Raw genomic sequence first — 16,437 nt, 5'->3', positions numbered from 1 at the left:
GATCCTATTACTGAATAGCCTGTTCCTGCTCCACTTCTTACATTTAGTCCACCATTTACTTTTACTGTTCCGCTTTGAGTTGTAGTACTGCTACTACTTGAGCTTCCAGTGCTGCTTGAGCTTCCACTATTAGTATTGCTATTATTTAATATAACATTCATTTGTAAATATTCCATTATTCCATTAACAATACCTTCTGCAACTTTATCTTGATAGCTACTTGAGCTCAAATTCTTAGCTTCGGTTGGATTTGATATAAATCCACACTCAACTAAATTAGAAGACATTCTTGCAGTTTGAATTACTGAATAATTAGCAGTTTTAACACCTCTATTAACAGCATTAGTTGCTTTTATTAAGTCATTTTGTATTTCAGTTGCTAACTCCCTACTATCTTGTCTTGATGAGTAATAATAAGTTTCTATTCCATTAGCACTAGAGCTTGTTGCAGAATTTTGATGTATAGAAACAAATATGTCCGATCCCCAATTGTTTGCCATTCTACTTCTCTGAGTTAATGATAGATATGTATCATCATATCTACTCATTTTTACTTGTACACCTTTTGCTTTTAACTTAGCCTCTATTTTTTGTGATATTTGTAGATTTATCTCATCTTCAAGCACTCCATTTTGTACTGCACCATTATCGTACCCACCATGTCCTGGATCTATAAATACTTTATAATAATCTCTATCAACATTTTTAATTATACTTCTTGAATAACTAGCTGTTGATATTCCTTGATCTGTTATACATACTTCTAAAATATATACTGTATCATCCGTTTGTTGAGATATAAATGTACTACCAATAGCTTTTCCTACTAATTCTCCATCGATTATTTCTACTACATTTTCATTATAACTAGTCCAGCCTTCATTTATTGGTAAATTTATAGCTTCACCAACTGTTAAAACTAAACCATCTTCCAATACAACTTCTTCATTTTTATATTTTTCTAGCAATTTAATTAAGTCGCTTTCTGATACATTATAAATTTCCTCTGCTTGTACTATGCTAGAAGGAGTTATTAACATCCCTGAAAGTATCAATAAACTTAATATCTTTAACTTATTAATATTAATCACCTTTCTTTCTATTTACGTATAAGTGAGATTTTAACTTTTAATTTTCTCAATGGAACTTGACTTAAACTCAAAACTTAATCAGCTTAAGTTTATACATGCTATACTTATTATCTATTTAAAAATAAGCGTTCTATATTACATTATACATAATTTTACGGCAAAATAAACCAAGTTTTAATAAAAACTTTGGCATAATTTAAATTAAAATCATTGTTTTTACTATTTAATCTGCAAATATAGTAATATAAAGAATAAAAATCACAATATAAAAAACTATATTGTGATTTTTATTCTTTACACTATTTAATTTTTTCCCAAGCAATCATTACAAATTCTTTGCCTGTCTCTGATTTGACTAACTCTTCAGCTTTCTTTATAGCCTTTATTTCCTCTTTATTTATATCTGCAACTTTATAATCCATATTTTCAGCTCCTTTAAATGATACATTATAGTTTTTGAAGATTTAACTATATGTATTCATTTAAACTCACTACTATATTTCTATTTTTTTATTACTTTAACTAATTCTCCTTCTAATCCCATTACTGTTTTATTATTTCTAATATATCCACTTATAATATCAATTGCATCTTTTGATATAGCTTCACCAGCACAAACTAATGGAATTCCAGGTGGATATGGAATTAATGCCTCCTTTGAAATTCTCCCTACACTTTCATAAATATTTACATATTCAAATTCCATAGTAAATACCTCATATGGCTCTAATACCTTTTTAGGAATTACACTATAATAATTTTGATATTGAGTATCTACTATTGATGATAAATCTAATTTTTTTAGCGAATTATATATTTTTTCAAAATCCTTTTCTAAATTAAATGGTGATAAAATTAAAACTACTCCACTTGCAAAGCTCATTTCACATTGTATATTCATACTTCTTAAATAATCTAATAACTTATGTCCACTATAACCCTTTGATAATATCAATATATATCTACTTGAATCTAAAGTATATCTATCAGGTAAGTCTCTCTCATTTAAAATACTTACTTTATTTAGCTTATTTATTTTTATACTCCATTTATTTGCTAAATCTATTAATTTATCATAATCTTTTTTCCCATAATTATCTAAATAATATCTTGAATAATCTAATGATGACATTATTAAGTATGATGGTGATGTAGTCATAAATGCTTTTAAATAAAAATCAACATTATTATCATTATTTATTAAAAGATATGAACCTTGAGTTAGACTTGGTAATGTCTTATGTGCGCTTAAAACTATATAATCTGCATATTTTACTATAGATTTAGGTAATTTTTCACTTATTCCATAATGTGCTCCATGAGCTCCATCTATAATTATTTTCAATCCTCTTTTCTTTAATTCTATTAAAGTTTCAAATATCTCATAACCAATTCCAAAGTAATTAGGATAAGTTAATATTATTCCCTTTGCATTTTTGCAGCTATCTATAGCTTTATATATTTCTTTTTCTGTTGGTGGTAAAAATATACCATTATCCTCATGAATTACAGGTTCAATATACCTAACCTTTAATTTTCTTAAAATAAGACCATTATAAACTGATTTATGGCAATTTCTCTCTACTAAAACTTCATCACCCTCATTAAAAGCATCAAATATAGAAGCTAAATTTCCAGCGGTACTACCATTAACAACAAAATACGCTTTTTTAACATCGTAAGTTTTTGCTAGTAATTCTTGTGCTTCTTTTATGACACCTTCTGGACAGTGAAGATTATCTAACGGATCTACTTCTGTAATATCTAAGAATCCCATATTGTTTACAAATTCTTCACCTATATTATCTCTTAAAAATCCAATTCCACTTTTATTTCCCGGCATTGAAAAGATAAGGTTATTTTCTTTCTTATACTTTAAAACTTCCTCTAGTAACGGTACTCTTTTACTCATATATTCCTCTTCTTAATATATTCATTTAATCTTTCCTAAAATCACTTAACTATTTATTACTTATTACTTGAACTGTCATATTTTTCAACACCTTATTAGCTGTATCAATAATATAATCTATAGGTATCTTATCTAAATTTTCAGTTTCATCAATATATAACATTCCATCTCCAAACATAGTATCATATGTAGCTATTCCCATTGCTAATCTTACACTTTGCTCATTTGCAAATAATCTTTTTAATCTAAAACTCTTTATTAAAGCTTCAATATCACTCTTCTGTAATATAGATTTATATTTATTAATATTTTTTATCAATTCTTTTATTATTTCTATAGACTTTTCTACATTTTCATGTGCAGTACTATAAGTAATTTTATAAACCTTTATATATTCTTCATTAGCTACTCTTGTTAATACATCATAAACCAAAGCATTTTTTGTTCTTAATGTATCAAACAGAATAGAATTTACTCCTTCTCCAAAATATTGATTAAAAATTCTTAATGCTTTTATTTCCCATTGATTTAAATCATCAATAGGGAAGATAATTTGAATTTTAGAACTATTAATCTCTTCCTTTTTATCTATAAATACTCCACCCTTTGGAATAATAATAGACTTTTCTATTTCAGGTAGTTTCTCACTTCTCCAATCTATAAAATACTCTTCTACCATATCTTTTACTTCTTCAAACTCTAAATTTGAAATAATAGTAATAGTTGCATTATTAGCGCAATAATAGTCATTAAAAAAGTCTATTGCATCATCTATTGTCACACTATTTAATGATTCCTTAGTACCTATAATGGGATACTTAATTCTTCTATTCTCCATACAATTATAATAAAGCTTATCTTCTGTAAATTGCTCTAAGTCTTCATCCCATTCCTTAAGTTCTTGCTTTATTATTTCAAGCTCTTCATTAAATCCTTCTTCAGTAAATACTGGAGATAAAAGAATATCTGAAAATAAATCTAATCCTTTCTTTAAATCTTCACTCAATAAAGTGCCATAAAAAACAACATAAGGATAATTTGTCATCGCATTTTGGAAACCAAATATACTACTTAATTCTGTGTTTATTTCTTTTTCACTTCTTGTCTCTGTTCCTTTATATACCATGTGTTCAGTTATATGTGCTATTCCTAATCTGTCACCATCATGCGCTGCTCCTGCATCTAATGATATACATATTGAACTTAACTCACTATTACTCTTTTTATAAATAAATTTTAATCCATTATCAAAAGTAAAATTCTTCATTTATGTATCACCTCTTTTTTATTATATCATTTTTTGTTTTTTTATTATTCTTGATTGTTTTTTATATTATACTTTTATATCTAATCCAAAGTTATAATCATCTATAGCCTTATATAATATCTTGTTATATAAAAATGTTGTTACCAACAATTTTATATAACATTATTAAATATAATTAATTATTTATTATTACCTCTTACTATATTAAATGGTAAGTCCATCATTTATATATTTAAATTACTTTCCTTAAATTCGATTATTTCAAATTTTATTAAACAAAAATAAGCCATTATCAAAACTGATAATCGCCTTATAATATTATAACATCTATAAAACGCTTATTCACTCTTATACAATTATATAGGTAGTACCTTTTCCTTTATTTTCTTCCAAGATATATATGTATTTATTTCAGCTTTACAATTAACTTTAAAATTTATTCTTTCTAGAACCAGATTATCTTTTTTATATTCTATATTATTTTTATACTCAAAAGCTCTCCACCTCAAGTAATGTTCTAAATATTTACTAGCTACTCCATTAAATTTACTAAGCCATATCTTGATTTTATTTGAATATGCTATATCTATATTCAAACTTTTATTATCCTTTAGTTTAATCTTATTAATTTCATTAAAGCCATTAGCAAAAACTTTTAATCTACCATCTAAATGCCCTACAACATAAGCCTTTCTATCTAACCTAGGAATAATATTATCTCTTATATCAAAAAGTCCAATAAAATTTCTAGCAGCAAAGATTGGAAGAATATCTATATAATCATTTATTGCATTCACTATGATAATCTTATCTCTTTTTTCTTTATGATATTTTCTATCACCCTTAAAATTCTCATTCAGAACTAATTTTGTTAATTCAACGTATGAACCTATTTTTTCAATATAACTTTTTTCACACAAATCATGTAAAAATCTATGCCTCCAGAAAAATGCCGTTACTAATGTAATATTCATCCTAATGGCACATTCCCTTAAAGATACCCCCTCAAGAAAAACTTCAAAATATTTTTTCCACATATGGTTAAATTTTTTAGAATATCTAAAGGGATTATTTATATCATTATTAAATGTTCTTCCACAATCCTCATTCTTACATTTATATCTTTGAATTCCATTATAAAAACCATACTTAATAACTTTATCTTCATTACAATATGGACATAGATTTTTGTTGTTCTTATTATGCTTTTGACAACTACTATTTGATTTTTTTATATCTCTATTATTAGATTTATTATTCATTAAAATTTTATAGACATTAATCATAATTACATCACCATTTGTAATTTTTAACTTACATCTATAGTAATAAACCATTTTATTTACGTTTTGTAACTTCTTCTAAAATCTTAACTTACAATATTTATATTTAAAGTTTTATTTTATATAAATTTTACTTAAAATTATAAAAAAATAGCGAGAACAGAGATACTCTCTTGTTCTTGCTATTTATCTATATTTATTCAGCTTTAAGTGCTATTGCACATTCAATTCTCTTCTTTTGCATTTTGCATCCTATTTCATAAGGAATATTCATATCTCCATTAAATGCAAAGTTATTTGCTTGACATCCACCACTACAGTAGAATCTTGCCCAACATTCTCTACATTTTGGCTTGTTATATATGTGAGCCTTCTTAAACTTCTTACCTAACTCAGCATCATAAGTATCGTCATAAATGCTTCCTAGCTTAAATTCTTCCTTACCTACAAATTGATGACATGGGTAAACTTCTCCTTGTGGAGTTATTGCAACATACTCAAATCCTGCACCACATCCAGAAATTCTCTTATAAACACAAGGTCCACCATTTAAATCAATATTAAAGTGATAGAAATTGAATTCATCGCCTTCTTTCTTTCTTCTAGCCATTTCATTATATAGCTTATCGTAGTTTTCAAATATCTCTGGTAGATGTTCTTCCTTAAGTTCTAAGAAGTGTCCCTTTTCTAAAACTACTGGTTCGATTGAAATTTCTCTAAAACCTTCATTTACCATAGCCTTAACATCTTCATAGAAGTCCGTATTAGCTCCTGTGAATGTTCCTCTTACATAGTAATGCTTAGACTTATCTCTCTTTTCAATCATTCTCTTAATATTTGGAAGTATATCGTCATAAGATCCACTTCCATCTACTTTAATTCTTACATTATCATTAACTTCTTTTCTACCATCTAATGAAAGAATTATATTCCCCATCTCTTTATCCATGAAATCCATCATTTCTTCAGTTAAAAGAGTAGCATTAGTAGTCATAGTAAATCTAATGTTCTTTTTCCAAGCCTTTTCATTTTCTCTAGCATAAGCTATTATTTCTTTAACCTTGTCCATGATCATTGTTGGTTCTCCACCAAATAAATCAATTTCAATGTTTCTTCTTGGCCCACTTCTCTTAACTACATAATCTATTGCTTTTTTAGCTGTTTCAACAGACATTACTCCCTTGTGTCCATTGTATTCACCCTCATCTGCAAAACAATATTTACATCTTAAATTACATCCATGAATTATATTTAAACATACCGCCTTAATATAATCTCTATCATCCATTGATGAATGTGCTATATCTTCGTATTGATCTCTTGAATATAAAATATCTTCATCAATAAGCTCTAATAGCTCTTCATAAGCTTCTGATATAGTTTCTTCACCATATTTAGCTCCAAACTCTTCTATAAGTTCTTCTTTATCTCTTAGTTTATTATCATCTACTAAATCATAAACTAATTCATCTACAATATGTACAGCTCCTGTATTAACGTCTAGAACAAAGAAATTATCTCCCTGTTTAAATTTGTGTATTAAAGCCATTTCACTTTCCTCCTAGAATTATTTTCCCATATATCTTGAAACATATCTTATTTATTTCTAATGTCAATTTGATAAGTCAACTTCTACTAAATATAAAGTTAAGCAGCAACTTTTCTTAAAGTTACTGCTTGTCTTTAATTAGTTTTCACACTCTAAGTTAGCAACTGTGCAAGAAGTTTTGCAAGCTGATTGGCATGAGTTTGCACATTCCTTACATCCTGGTTTGCATAAGCTGTTTTTGATGTTTGTTTTGTTGATCGTTTTTATGTGTTTCATGTCGAATCCTCCCTATTTCAAATATAACATTCGTAATTATAGCACAGTTTACCATGGTAATAAAGTATTTATTTTCTATTACCTTACTGCGTTACCTTTACATTAAAATATATATAAAAAAAACATTTATATTATTACTTATTATTAAATTTTATCTTTAAATAAAGCAAAACAGCATTTACTATTAATGTAAATGCCGCTTTATTTTATAAAGAAGTCTCTTTTTTTATTTCGTTTATCATATCGTCTTCTGATAAGGTTTTATCATCATATGAACTATAAATATCATTTAAATGTACTGTATAATATACATTCTTACTCTTCTTTTCTTTTTTATTCTTTTTATCTTCTTCATTATCACTTTTAGACTTTTTATCCATATTATTTTTTACTAAAACCCCTGCTGCAACCGAGGCTACAACTGCCGATAATGCGCCGAAAATCAATTTTTTATTATTTTTTATATTCATATTTTTCACCTCACTATTATAAAAAATTATATACAGATTAATTGCTTTAGTCAATTTACAAATTGAACAAACTTTTATTATATATTACAAATTTTAAGTCTATAAATTTTTTAATAAAAGTTATTTATTATTAACCCTATGCTCAATAATAATACTATTCATTATTTTTAGTAAAAATATCTCTTTCTATATCTATACTATTCTTCATATCATTAAAATTATTTCTATTATGAAATTTAACTATATCTTCAACATTTACAATAGAAGTGTTACTACTTTCACTTTCTACAAATATATCCTCTTCAATTAACTTATCCTTAAATTTATTCATATTGACTTCTCCTCCCTTGCTTATATTAGTTAAAACACATTCATCTTATGTATAACCTGTAAATTTACATCTCCAGATTAAAATCTACTTATAAGTATAACCTTGTTTCAATTCTTCTATCATATTCTGACCAATTTCCAGCTTCTGTTTTCTCCTTTATTTGAGAGATTTTGTTCATAGTTGCATCTATAGAATCTGCAGAATTAAGAATAAATGACTCCTCCATCCTCATTTCTCTTGGTGAACCATATTCAAGTTTTCCATGATGTTGTACTATGCACCCTTTCATTCTAATCATAAAATCCTCTGAATAAAACCCTGGATTATCATTAAATGCTTTATCAAGCATTTCTGTACCAATTACTATATGGCCTTCCATCTCTCCCCTAAGTGTATATTTAAAAGGTCCATCATAACATAGTTCATATATTTTACCTATATCATGAAGCTTTGCCGCAAGAATTGCAATCTCCTTATTTCTACACTCATACCTTTCACAAAGCATAATAGTTAAATACATAACTCCTAATGTATGCTCTGCTAATCCTCCTATGTAATTATGATGCATAGAAACGCCTCCGATTCCCCTTTTAAACTTCTCTAAAAAATCTTTATTCTTAAAAAAGTAATCATTTAGTGCCTTTCCCTCTCTAGATATTATATATTCTTCTGTATATAATTCTATTTCAGCCATAATGTCTTCTATATCTCTTTTAACTGTAGGTAGATAATCTATAGAATTATATTCATCTATAAATTCATATTTTTTAACTTCTAGATTAACATCCTTTTTACCCTCTATTTCAATAACCTTGCCCTCAACAATATCTCCTGCTTTATTTTGTATAGTTGCTTTTATTTCTCCAGTTTTATCAGCTAAAATACATACTACCTTAGTAGTATCTCTAAAAATCACTCTCATAACCATTAATGATGTTTTTATTTCACTTCCATTTTTAACATTTGCTAAAAATACATCTTTCTTCATTATCTATTTCCTCCAAAGACCACAAATATTATAATTTAGTTTAACCTAAAGAATATTAAAATATTTTAATAATTACTTTCACTTTATAAAAAAACTTTCCTTAAATATATACTGTAATAAATCTAAAAACATCCTTATTTGATTATTTAATAATACTAACTTCAACTAAAGAAATAACAATAAAACTTATTTATAAAATAATAAGGAGTATTTAAAGTTTAAATACCTTTTAAACTTTAAATACTCCTTTAAATTAATATCTAATTACTATTAAACTTATTCTCCAATTCCACTCTTTTCAAAACTTTCTGTGAAACCATGTGTTAATTTATTTATTGGCTTCTTAAGGAATAATGAAATAAGTATAAATATTACTCCATATATTGAAAGTACTATTATATCCTTAATTAATACACTTTGAACAACACCACCAATTGCTTCCCTTGCAAAGGAAATAGCATAAGTAAATGGTAAAAACGGATTAATTACTTGGAAGAATTTAGGTGTTAACTGAATAGGGAATGTTCCTCCAGAACCACCAATTTGAATTACTAACAATACAATTCCTAAAACTTTACCTATATTTCCAAAAACAGAACATAGAGAATATAAAATTAATGTAAATATGATACTTGTAAATACACTACCTAATACAAACAATAATGGATTTACACAATATATCTTTAATATATATAAATCTCCTAGAGCAACTATTATAGCTTGAATTATAGCTATACTCATAAATAACAACATTTTTCCAAAATATTGTGATGTAGCTGAATATTCACCTTTAGCTTCTACTCTTAACATTGAAGACAATAATAATAATCCTACCCATAATGATAATACTGTATAGAATGGTGTCATTCCTGTACCATAGTTACCCATTGGGAATAACCTATTCTCTGTTATGTTTACTGGGTCAGCTAAGAAATCACTTCTTGTTTGAACATCAGTCTTTAATAAATCAACGATTTCTTGTAAATCTTCACTATTATTAATACTTCCAACCTTATTAACTAACTCATTAACCATATTTTCAGCTTCTGGAAGTTTTTCTTTAACAAATTGAATTCCTTCAATGCCCTTATCTGCACCTTCATAAACAGTATTTAATAAGTTAGAAACTTGTGGTAACTTTTCGCCTGCTGCACTTAATACAGATGCTGCATTATCAGCTGTTGTATATGCCTGATCAAAAATACCATTTATCTTTGCTGCTATATTAGAATCAAAGTTGTTATATAAATCTCCTGATATACTGCTAATATCATTTGCAAATGATAAAACATTATTTAATAAAGTTAAATCTGGTTTTTGGCCATTAGCTAAACTATCCTTTACTGTATTTAAAGCATTTATAGCTGCACTAACCTTAGTATTTACTTCCTGTAAATTACTTATTATATCATCAAATTTTCCTGGATTAAATTTATTCATTGTTTTAAGGATACTTATTAATGATTCTGCACTATTATTTATGCTGCTTAACTTATCAATTAAACTATCTACCATTGCTGGAGCATATTCTGAACCTGCATTTATTGCATCTATTACTGCACTTGTATATTTAGAAACATCATTAGCTATTTCATTTACTAATTTAATATCATTTTTAATTACAGGTGCTATATTATTTAAGCTTTGTTTTGAAGAACTTAAAAAGTCTTTAACTTCGCCACTTAAATTCTGTGCATTTTCAATAGTTTCTTTTATTTTAGGAATATCCTGTTGAACTTCATTTACTAGTGTTTTAAGTTGCCCTGCTCCATCACCTGCTAAATTAACTATATCATTTATATTTCCAAAATGACTTTGTATTTCTACTAATGAATTGTAAATTGTACCAATCTTAGGAATTTGATTTTCGAGTTCTATTCCTATTTCTTTTCCTAATTTAAATATTGTGTCACTTACATTAGAAACTACTGCTTTGCTTACATTTTCTTGTATTGCACTTGCCCCTTTATCAGTAAGCTTAGGTGCTATTGCATTTATTTTTTCATTTACTGTATAAATTATATTTGCTTTTTGAATATCTTGAGTAACAATTGATGTTAAGTTTTTTGAAAAATCTTCAGGAATAGTAATCATTGCATAATACTTTCCCTCTTCAACCATTTCAGTTGCTTCTTCTTCACTAACAAATTGCCATCCCATTTGTTTATTATCTTTGAGCCCATCTACAACGTCATTTCCTAAATTGACCTCTTTCCCATTTAAAGTAGCTCCTTTATCATTATTAACAACCCCTATTTTTATACCGCTTGTTGCTGATTGTGCATATGGATCCCAAGATGCTTTGATATTAAACCAAGCATATAATGAAGGTAAAATACATAATGCTAAAACAACAATAATTGCCCCATAATTTTTAAAGATATTCTTCAAATCTCTTCTAAAAATTTCAAATGTGCCTTTCATTTCCTTTTACTCCTTTGACCTTTACTTACTAATAGAATCCATTTTAGCACTTTGGTACTAAAATTCAAGTTTTAGTTTTCTGCTATTTTTTTGCCCTTTTCATTATTAATCATTAATTTTCTACAAATCACAACGTTTTCCCTATGCATTACAAAAAAATTTTTAATATTTTTTAAACATCATATTAACACTTTATTAACTTTTTCTTCTTTACTCCAGTATTGTTTTTTACTTTTTTTTAAATTAATATACTATTTAAATTTATTAGTTTAATAATAATCTTAAATTTATATATACAAATTTCTATACTAAAATTATTTTTAGTGTATACTAATATAGATAATAAAAAATACTGAGGAGAAAATAATGAATATGTCATTTACTGAACTTAATTTAAATTCAAATATAATAGAAGGTTTAAAGCTTCAAGGAATCACTTCTCCAACTGAAGTACAAAGCCTAACTATTCCAAAAGCATTAGAAAACCTAGATATCATTGCTGAAGCACATACTGGTAGTGGAAAAACCTTAGCTTACATATGTCCTATTTTTCAAAAAATAAATACAGAAAAAAAAGAAATGCAGGCTATTATACTTGCTCCAACACACGAGTTAGTTATGCAAATAGATGCACAAATAAAATTACTTGCAAAAAATTCAAATATGAATGTAACTTCACTTACTATAATGGGTGAATCTAATATTGAAAAACAAATCAAAAAGCTTAAAGAAGTAAAACCTCACATAATAGTAGGTTCATCTGGAAGAGTTCTTGATTTAATAAAAAAGAAAAAAATAACTGCTCATACTATAAAAACTATAGTTATGGATGAAGCTGATAGTTTATTAGCTAAAAATAAATCTACAATAATAAAAGATATAATTAAAGCTACTATGAGAGATAGACAACTTATGTTCTTCTCTGCAAGTATGAATAATACAGCTTTAGAAATTTCTAAATCATTAGTTAAAGAAGTTCATATAGTAAAATCACAATCTAAATCTGTTTTAAATCCAAATATTTCTCATATGTATATTACTTGTGAATTTAGAGATAGATTTGAAACTTTAAGAAAATTATTAGCAGCTGAAACTCCTGAAAGAGCTATAGTTTTTATTAATAATAGTACAGAGCTTCAAAATATTAATGAAAAATTAGATTATCATAAGGTTAAATCTACAGCTATATACGGAAATGCTTCAAAGGAACAAAGACAAAGATCAATTGAAGCTTTTAGAAATGGTAAATTTAATGTACTAGTTTCTTCTGATGTATCTGCTAGAGGGTTAGATATTCCTGAAGTAACTCATATTATAAGTATGGATTTTCCTGAAAATCCTGATGAATACTTACATAGAGCAGGAAGAACAGCACGTGGAAACCTTTCTGGTTCTTCAATTTGTATAGGTACAAAACGTGATTTAGAATCTATAAAATCATACCAAAAAGCCTTTAAAATTAAATTTACAGAAATGAAATTATATGGCGGAAACTTAATACCAGTTAAATTTTAAATATCAAAAAAATAGATAATACGCTTTGTATTATCTATTTTTTAAACATCATTTTAAATACTACCGAATTTTCTTTACAAAGAATCTTATAACTAATATTTTCATGTTTATCTAATATAGTTTTTACTATATAAAGTCCTAATCCAGTTCCTCCAGTTTTTCTATTTCTAGATTTATCAACTCTATAGAAAGCATTAAATATATTACCAATTTGATCACTAGGAATTGTTATACCCGTATTTTCAACAGTTAATTCATAGCTACTTAAATTTATAATAATTTTCTCATTGAAAGGTGAATGAGTAATAGCATTTTTAACTATATTAGTAATTACTTTTTTTATTAGCTTTTCATCTGCAGTTATAAAAACATCTTCCTTAATATTAACTTTTAAGGTTAAATTCTTTTCATCAATAAAATATTTTAATTCACTAATTATAATATTAGTAATTCTACTTATATTTACATTTACAAAATTATATTTAAACTCACCATTTTCCCTTTCGCTTAAATGTAATATCTCCTGTACTAATTCACTCATTTTTTGTATAACACCATAAGATTCTTTTAAATATTTATCTCTATCTTTATACTTTCCAATATTATAAATCATACCTTCTAGCTGACCATTAATTATAGTAATAGGAGATTTTAATTCATGAGAAATTGTTGCAATAAACTCTCTTCTTTCCTTTTCTAATTTTCTTTCCATTTCTATTTCTTCTGTAAGCTGTGAATTCATTCTTTCTAATTTATCGAATGACTCTTTTAAATTTTTATTCATTAAATTTAAACTATTTGATAATTCACCTATTTCATCCTCACCATTTATCTCAATAATATTATCAAAATCTAAATTTGCCATATTCTTAGCAACCTTATTTATCTTAATTAAAGGTCTGCTTATTAAGATTGCATAGAAACTAGACATAGTAAAAGCAATAATTATAATTGCAATAATAGCAAATGGAAAAAATAAAGTAATGCTATCTACTGCTTCATTTTCTGGACTTATAGGAAAATGTACTATCATATGATACACTTTATTTAAACTTTTTATATAAACAGCTTCATCTATATTTAAACTTCCAGTTTTATTAATCAGTTTATATACAAATTGTGTAGTATTTAAATTTTCATCTATGGTAAAAGCATAATCTTTAAACATTTGAAATCTTTCATACTGCTTATTATTATATAAAAAAGGTATATTATTAGGTGAATTTGCTCCTTCCCTAAATGATGAATATATTATATCGTTAATTGAATTATTATTATCCTTACTTACTAAAATAATATCTATATTATTATTATAAGAAAAGATATCTAATAACTCATCTATATTTATATGTTCATCAACCCCTAACTCACGCTTTAATTCTTCAATTCCAGCTTTAACACTATTTACTTTATAAAACTCATAGACTCTTGGCATAAAGAAATATATACATATATATAGAAGTGTGAATGCTAATATTATTATTAAACTACTCCATATAAATAATTTTTTCTTTATACTTAGATTTTTCCACTTATTTTTCAAGAACATATCCTACACCTTTAATAGTTTTTATATAGTCCTTCTTTATTTTCTTTCTTATATTTTTCATATGTGCATCTATAACTCTAGTATCTCCAAAATAATCATATCCCCATATTTTCTCGATTAACTTCTCTCTAGACACTACTGTTGGATAACTACTTATCATTAACTTTAATATATTAAATTCCTTTAAAGTTAACTCTATTTCTTCCTCATCAATATAAGATTTAAAAGTTTGTAAATCAAGTTTTAAGCCTTCAAATTTTAATACTTCATCTTCAGATTTTTCTTTATTCTTTCTTCTTAAGACAGCCTCTACTCTTTTAATTAATATATTAAATGAAAATGGTTTGCTTATATAATCATCTGCATTTAAATCAAATCCCTTTATTTCATTTTCCTCATCACCTAGTGCTGTTAAAAATATAATTGAAACTTCTTTATCTATATTTCTTATCATTTTACATAATGAATGACCATCAAGTCTTGGCATCATTACATCTAAAATTACTAAATCATATTCTCCTGACTTAAATTTTTCATATCCTTCTACTCCATCATTTGCTGTATCTACTATATAATCTTGTGAAGATAGAAACTCTACTATTAATTCTTGTATTTGATTATCATCTTCTACTACCAAAATTTTGCAACTCATATTTTCCTCCAATAAGTTATATATATTTGATTTTACCATAATAGTTACTTTTGCATATTGAATTCATTTAAACTTCAGTTTCTTATATTCATTTTTTGAAATATAAAGTAATAGAGTATTCTCCCTAGCTGATTTCTTAAGTTTATTTTAAGGTTTATATACTAAAATACTTTTGTATTTATACTAACTAAGGAGATCCTATTAAATTGAATATTATAAACAAAAAATAATAATTTATACTTATAACTTAGAAGATTCTGAAAAAAAAATTACTCAAATATCTAAAGCCGTTTATGAAACTAACAATTAATATAACTTTACATTATGTAAATTTTTGTTATATAATTTCTATATATAACCATTAATTCTTTCTATTAGGAGGTAATAAATGAGTAACAAAAAGAAAAAGAAAAAAACTTTTGCAGATGAGAAAGCTGAAAAATACTTATCATACGGTACACTTATTGGTCTAATTACTGGACTACTTATTGGAATTATAGGATTTTTATTAACTGATAATATGTTTTGGATAGCATTAGCCCCTATAATATTACTATTTATTGGTCTAGGAATTGGCTCATATCTTGGAAAAAGTAAAAAATTATCAAAAAAGAATTCTTGATAAAAAAGGTGATTACTTAAAAATAATCACCTTTTTACTTATCTTAAATATTTATTTATCTATATAATTTGTATTTGTTTTTGAAACCCCTACAACATTATCAGAAGCATTATTATTAGCAAATTTACTATTAGTTGTAGTTTTTTTACTATTTTTTTCACCAATATCTTCTTTTGATTGATTTGCAGACTTTCTTACACTTTTAAGTTTACTCATTAAAGTGTCATATCCACCACATAAAATTAATTCTACTATTAATGAATTTACAAATAATAGGTATACACATCCTATTGTTATATCAGATTTTCCAATTATAATTTGTACAATAAAAAGATGTATAACCGCTAAAATAAAAGTATACAATTTTGTAGGTATTTTTTTAATAAGTGGAAATTCCTTAGTTGTAAATACTATTAATTCAACGGTAACTAATGTCCCTGCAAATGATGAAAGAAAATTTTCAGTTACAAAGTTAGTTATTTCCATTTAATACTCACCTTCTACTCAA

At 26.0% G+C, this 16,437-nt stretch carries 16 protein-coding genes; 2 read left to right on the top strand and 14 right to left on the bottom strand.

Annotated elements, in window-relative coordinates; translation table 11 throughout:
* From Q0G30_RS08670 to Q0G30_RS08620, 11 genes are all read right to left on the bottom strand, one after another.
* Positions 1–1,091: N-acetylmuramoyl-L-alanine amidase (locus tag Q0G30_RS08670; RefSeq protein ID WP_294388941.1), on the bottom strand; the 1,091-nt coding region annotated here is incomplete at its 3' end.
* Between the two features lie 299 nt (positions 1,092–1,390).
* The gene (locus Q0G30_RS08665) at positions 1,391–1,513 is read right to left on the bottom strand and encodes a hypothetical protein (RefSeq protein WP_294388938.1); all 123 of its coding nucleotides are present in this window, start codon (positions 1,511–1,513) and stop codon (positions 1,391–1,393) included.
* Positions 1,514–1,593: 80 nt separating this feature from the next.
* On the bottom strand, positions 1,594–3,003 hold the full coding sequence (locus tag Q0G30_RS08660; RefSeq protein ID WP_294388935.1) for an aminotransferase class I/II-fold pyridoxal phosphate-dependent enzyme: 1,410 nt from the start codon (positions 3,001–3,003) through the stop codon (positions 1,594–1,596).
* A gap of 49 nt (positions 3,004–3,052) precedes the next feature.
* Positions 3,053–4,270, bottom strand: coding sequence for a pitrilysin family protein (locus Q0G30_RS08655; RefSeq protein WP_294388933.1), 1,218 nt, complete (start codon positions 4,268–4,270; stop codon positions 3,053–3,055).
* 356 nt (positions 4,271–4,626) lie between these two features.
* The gene (locus Q0G30_RS08650; protein ID WP_294388931.1) at positions 4,627–5,556 is read right to left on the bottom strand and encodes a hypothetical protein; all 930 of its coding nucleotides are present in this window, start codon (positions 5,554–5,556) and stop codon (positions 4,627–4,629) included.
* A gap of 193 nt (positions 5,557–5,749) precedes the next feature.
* A complete protein-coding gene (gene scfB / locus Q0G30_RS08645; protein WP_294388929.1) occupies positions 5,750–7,102 on the bottom strand; it encodes a thioether cross-link-forming SCIFF peptide maturase in 1,353 nt (450 codons plus the stop codon).
* A 138-nt stretch (positions 7,103–7,240) separates the two neighbouring features.
* Complete coding sequence (gene scfA / locus Q0G30_RS08640) at positions 7,241–7,378, bottom strand: six-cysteine ranthipeptide SCIFF (RefSeq protein ID WP_003371542.1); 138 nt, start codon at positions 7,376–7,378, stop codon at positions 7,241–7,243.
* Positions 7,379–7,584: 206 nt separating this feature from the next.
* Positions 7,585–7,848 carry a hypothetical protein gene (locus Q0G30_RS08635; RefSeq protein ID WP_294388928.1) on the bottom strand — a complete coding sequence of 88 codons (264 nt, stop codon included), beginning with the start codon at positions 7,846–7,848 and terminating at the stop codon, positions 7,585–7,587.
* A 154-nt stretch (positions 7,849–8,002) separates the two neighbouring features.
* Positions 8,003–8,179 carry a hypothetical protein gene (locus Q0G30_RS08630; RefSeq protein ID WP_294388926.1) on the bottom strand — a complete coding sequence of 59 codons (177 nt, stop codon included), beginning with the start codon at positions 8,177–8,179 and terminating at the stop codon, positions 8,003–8,005.
* A gap of 88 nt (positions 8,180–8,267) precedes the next feature.
* Complete coding sequence (locus Q0G30_RS08625; RefSeq protein ID WP_294388943.1) at positions 8,268–9,170, bottom strand: 3'-5' exoribonuclease YhaM family protein; 903 nt, start codon at positions 9,168–9,170, stop codon at positions 8,268–8,270.
* Between the two features lie 273 nt (positions 9,171–9,443).
* Positions 9,444–11,591, bottom strand: a complete 2,148-nt coding sequence (locus Q0G30_RS08620; protein ID WP_294388923.1) for a YhgE/Pip domain-containing protein — start codon at positions 11,589–11,591, stop codon at positions 9,444–9,446.
* Positions 11,592–11,957: 366 nt separating this feature from the next.
* On the opposite strand from Q0G30_RS08620, the gene Q0G30_RS08615 reads away from it, so the two are divergent.
* A complete protein-coding gene (locus Q0G30_RS08615; protein WP_294388922.1) occupies positions 11,958–13,106 on the top strand; it encodes a DEAD/DEAH box helicase in 1,149 nt (382 codons plus the stop codon).
* Positions 13,107–13,140: 34 nt separating this feature from the next.
* On the opposite strand, the gene Q0G30_RS08610 is transcribed toward Q0G30_RS08615, so the two are convergent.
* Together Q0G30_RS08610 and Q0G30_RS08605 are read right to left on the bottom strand one after the other, a co-directional pair.
* Positions 13,141–14,655: a HAMP domain-containing sensor histidine kinase gene (locus Q0G30_RS08610; protein WP_294388920.1), complete on the bottom strand. Its 1,515-nt coding sequence runs from the start codon at positions 14,653–14,655 to the stop codon at positions 13,141–13,143.
* The gene (locus Q0G30_RS08605) at positions 14,639–15,307 is read right to left on the bottom strand and encodes a response regulator transcription factor (RefSeq protein WP_294388918.1); all 669 of its coding nucleotides are present in this window, start codon (positions 15,305–15,307) and stop codon (positions 14,639–14,641) included. The genes Q0G30_RS08610 and Q0G30_RS08605 overlap by 17 nt, the downstream gene beginning before the upstream one ends.
* A 388-nt stretch (positions 15,308–15,695) precedes the next feature.
* On the opposite strand from Q0G30_RS08605, the gene Q0G30_RS08600 reads away from it, so the two are divergent.
* On the top strand, positions 15,696–15,929 hold the full coding sequence (locus Q0G30_RS08600; protein WP_294388915.1) for a hypothetical protein: 234 nt from the start codon (positions 15,696–15,698) through the stop codon (positions 15,927–15,929).
* A gap of 51 nt (positions 15,930–15,980) precedes the next feature.
* On the opposite strand, the gene Q0G30_RS08595 is transcribed toward Q0G30_RS08600, so the two are convergent.
* Positions 15,981–16,415, bottom strand: a complete 435-nt coding sequence (locus tag Q0G30_RS08595) for a hypothetical protein (RefSeq protein WP_294388913.1) — start codon at positions 16,413–16,415, stop codon at positions 15,981–15,983.
* Between the last annotated feature and the right edge of the window lie 22 nt (positions 16,416–16,437).

The sequence above is a fragment of the uncultured Clostridium sp. genome (genome assembly GCF_934754925.1).
Classification (GTDB): domain Bacteria; phylum Bacillota; class Clostridia; order Clostridiales; family Clostridiaceae; genus Clostridium.
The sequence above is the reverse complement of the archived record's forward strand: the minus strand, read 5'-3'. Positions and strand labels throughout refer to the sequence as shown.